Here is a 3,178-nt window from a genome sequence, read left to right as displayed (position 1 = left end):
CGGCGGCGACCTGGTCGCGCTCCTCGCGGTCGTCCTCGACGGTCTCGTGGCGACCCGCGGCGTGCCTGCCCTCGTCCGGGTCGGTGCGGTCGTCCTGGGTGTCGCTCATGATCGGCTCCTTCTCGTCGGGGTCGTGCACCGGAGCGATACCCGCGCTGAGTCGGGGTACCCGCGCTCGTGCCACGCGAGCCGCTCTCCGCAGGCCACCCGACGTTCGAACGGCGCGATCACCGTGCGCGCCACCGGATCGGGCGCCTCCTGACCCGGACATGACTGGACTCCGCGAGGACGGGTACGCCCCCACCATGACCGAACCGAACCGCGACCCCGACCTCGACGACGTGCTCGTCCCCGAGGAGCAGGCCCACCCGGACCACCGCGAGCACGCGAAGACCCCGCACCGGCTGGACGACGAGGAGCTCGAGCGCCGCGCCCAGCAGGAACGCGACCAGCTGAACGCCCGCGGCCCCCTGACCGACGACTGAGGACGAGCCCGATGCCGACGACCGACCAGTCCACACCGACCCCCGCCGCCGAGGCCTCCACCGCCCAGCTGGTCCGACAGCTCACCGAGCAGGTCCGGACCCTGGTCACCGACGAGGTCGAGCTCGCGAAGGTCGAGATGACGGCCAAGGGCAAGGCCCTCGGCGTCGGCGCCGGGCTCGCCGGGGCGGGCACCATCGTGTTGCTCGGCGGCGGGCTCGCGCTCATCGCCGCCGCGATCGCCGCGCTCGCCCTGGTGCTCCCGGTCTGGGCGGCCGCACTGATCGTCGGGGCACTGCTCCTGATCGTCGGCGCGGTGCTCGCCCTGGCCGGGAAGAAGCAGATCACCGAGGGCGCGCCGCCGGTGCCGACCAAGGCGATCGACAGTACGAAGCAGGACGTCGAGACGCTGCGGACGGAGATCCGACGATGAGCCCCGACCGCGATCCCGAGGAGCTCCGCGCCAAGATCGCCCAGGAGCGCGAGGCCCTCGGCGAGACCGCCGCCGCGCTGGCCGAACGGGCCGACGTCACCGGGCGGGCGAAGGAGTCCGCCCGGCAGACCGTGGAGTCGGTGCGAGGCAACGCCTCCCACGTCGCCGCCCAGGCGCAGCAGCAGGGCGGCCGGGCCCTCGAGCAGGCCACGACGTGGGTCTCCGGCGTCGTCGACCGGGCCCGGACCGGGGAGGACCGCCGCCCCCTGTTCGTCGTCGGCGCGATCCTCGGCGCCCTGGTCACCGTCCTCGCCGTCCGGACGGCCCGCAGGTAGGAAGGAGCCCCCTCAGGGGTCCGGGAACATCCGGGCCATGGCGGCCGGGTCCCCCGCGGGGACCCGGCGCAGGCCCACCATCCGGTCGACGACCATGTTCTGGAAGCGGTGCAACGGTTCCTCGAACCGGAAGCACATCCGCCCGCCGCGGTAGGCCGGGTTCGCGAGGCCCTGCTGCACCCGCTCCACGATCTCCACGTCCTGGCGGTTGACCAGGTCCCAGAACTTCTCGAGCCGGTCGAGGCCCGCCTCCCGGTCGGGGTGGTCGAGGGAGTCGGGATGGGCCAGGAGCACCGTGGTCTCGACGGTCCGGTTCGGCGCGACGGGCTGGGCGAACAGCACGAAGGCGTGGTTGGGCAGCACGACGAGTGCGGTGCTCGGGAAGAGCCACACGAACCGGCCGCTGTCCGCGTCCCGGCCGGCGAGGCCGTGGACCGGGTTCAGCCCGTCCCAGCCGCCTGCGTCGGAGTTGCGTGAGACCGGCGTGGTGCACATCCCGGTGTACATCCCGGAGCCCTGCCACCGGTAGTGGTCGGAGAACCGGGAGACCTGGCTCAGCTCCGGGTGCACCCAGGGCAGGTGGTAGTACTCCATGAAGTTCTCGCCGACGAGCTTGTGGTTCGCGGCCACGTCGTAGCGGCCGCGGCGCTGTGGCAGCCACCCCTCCAGCCGGTAGCCCGCGAGACGCCGCGGGAGGTCCCCGAGCTGCGCCGAGAGCGGGCCGGGCTCGGGTTCGAGGCTCACGAAGACCAGGAAGCCCCAGCTCTCCACGGCGACCGGGAGCAGGCCGTGGTCCGCGCGGTCGAAGGCGCGGGCGGGCGCGGTGTCGAAGACGGGCTCCTGTCCGGCGGGGACGTCGGAGCCCTCGAACAGCGGCGTCCCCAGGCACGCGCCGTCCAGGTCGTAGGCCCAGGCGTGGTACGGACACCGGATCCGGCCGCCCCGTCCGACGTGGCGCGCGTCGGCGGTCAGGAGCGTCGTCGCGCGGTGTCGGCAGACGTTGTGGAAGGCGCGCAAGGCCCCCTCCCGGTCGCGGGTCACGATCACCGAGCGTCCGGCGACCTCGACCACCACGCAGTCCCCGGGCCGCGCGACGTCGGCGGTGCAGCCGACGGCGACCCAGCCGGTGGCGAACACCTTCTCCCGTTCGAGGGCGAAGAACTCCGGGGTCGTGTAGGCGTCGGGGAGCAGCGTCGAGGCGAGCTCGACCGGCAGCCGCGTGGCGGCGTAGAGGCTCTCGTCGGTGAACGCGGCCGGGTCGACGGGGCGGGCGGGCAGCGACGCGTGGACGTCAGACATGGAAGGAGCGCTCGAACGTCGGGTCGGTCAGGGCCCGCCGGGTGAGGGCGAAGGCGTCGACCGGGTGCGCGGGCGTCCGGTCCAGGGCCAGGTCGGCGAGCAGCCCGCCGATCAGCGCGGCGAACTTGTAGGCGTGCCCGGCCCCGACGACCACGGTGACCTGGGGATGGCCCGGAACCGTGTCGAGCACGAAGTCCTGGTCCGGCGGCACGGTGTAGAGACAGGTCTTCGTGTACAGCTCGGGCCCGCCGAAGCGCGGCAGGTGCTCCTCGACGAACCGGTCGTACCGCTTGCGGCGCACCGGATCGGCGTCGAAGGTGCGCTCGTCGGCGCTGGTCTCCGGCCCGCCCATGTGCTGGCCGAGCTTGGTGGCGACCTCGCCGTAGACCGGGAAGCCGTAGAAGTTGTGCTCGCCGTGCCACATGAACACCGGGAACCGGGCGGGCGAGAACTCGGCCAGGTGCGGGGTCGCGTAGTAGGTGACCTGCTCCTGGGTGACCGTCAGCGGCAGCTGCAGCCCGCACTCCCGCAGCACCTGGTTGGTCCAGGCGTCGGCGGCGACCACGACCCGGTCGGCACGGTAGGTCACGTCCGCGGTCTCCACGACCACGCCCGCCCCGTCCGGCCG

Annotated in this window: 5 protein-coding genes; 3 read left to right on the top strand and 2 right to left on the bottom strand. The window is 73.3% G+C overall.

Features of this window, described 5'->3' with window-relative positions:
* Nucleotides 1-305: 305 nt before the first annotated feature.
* From H5J29_RS26825 to H5J29_RS26815, 3 genes are read left to right on the top strand one after another with little or no spacing between them, the layout of a single operon-like run.
* Nucleotides 306-485, top strand: coding sequence for a hypothetical protein (locus tag H5J29_RS26825; protein WP_181783786.1), 180 nt, complete (start codon nt 306-308; stop codon nt 483-485).
* Nucleotides 486-496: 11 nt separating this feature from the next.
* Nucleotides 497-916, top strand: a complete 420-nt coding sequence (locus tag H5J29_RS26820) for a phage holin family protein (RefSeq protein ID WP_181783785.1) — start codon at nt 497-499, stop codon at nt 914-916.
* Nucleotides 913-1,251, top strand: coding sequence for a DUF3618 domain-containing protein (locus H5J29_RS26815; protein WP_181783784.1), 339 nt, complete (start codon nt 913-915; stop codon nt 1,249-1,251). The genes H5J29_RS26820 and H5J29_RS26815 overlap by 4 nt, the downstream gene beginning before the upstream one ends.
* Nucleotides 1,252-1,263: 12 nt before the next feature.
* Here the strand turns inward: H5J29_RS26815 and H5J29_RS26810 are convergent, their stop codons facing one another.
* Both H5J29_RS26810 and H5J29_RS26805 read right to left on the bottom strand, forming a co-directional pair.
* Nucleotides 1,264-2,550, bottom strand: a complete 1,287-nt coding sequence (locus H5J29_RS26810; RefSeq protein WP_181783783.1) for an aromatic ring-hydroxylating oxygenase subunit alpha — start codon at nt 2,548-2,550, stop codon at nt 1,264-1,266.
* Nucleotides 2,543-3,178: FAD-dependent oxidoreductase (locus H5J29_RS26805; protein WP_181783782.1), on the bottom strand; the 636-nt coding region annotated here is incomplete at its 5' end. The genes H5J29_RS26805 and H5J29_RS26810, both read right to left, overlap by 8 nt.

The organism is Pseudonocardia pini (assembly GCF_013870575.1).
GTDB classification, from domain to species: domain Bacteria; phylum Actinomycetota; class Actinomycetes; order Mycobacteriales; family Pseudonocardiaceae; genus Pseudonocardia; species Pseudonocardia pini.
The sequence above is the reverse complement of the archived record's forward strand: the minus strand, read 5'-3'. Positions and strand labels throughout refer to the sequence as shown.

Bases quoted from the DNA above. Each gene is read 5' to 3' on its own strand.
- H5J29_RS26825 (WP_181783786.1), top strand. From the start codon at position 306: ATGACCGAACCGAACCGCGACCCCGACCTCGACGACGTGCTCGTCCCC.
- H5J29_RS26820 (WP_181783785.1), top strand. From the start codon at position 497: ATGCCGACGACCGACCAGTCCACACCGACCCCCGCCGCCGAGGCCTCC.
- H5J29_RS26815 (WP_181783784.1), top strand. From the start codon at position 913: ATGAGCCCCGACCGCGATCCCGAGGAGCTCCGCGCCAAGATCGCCCAG.
- H5J29_RS26810 (WP_181783783.1), bottom strand. From the start codon at position 2,550: ATGTCTGACGTCCACGCGTCGCTGCCCGCCCGCCCCGTCGACCCGGCC.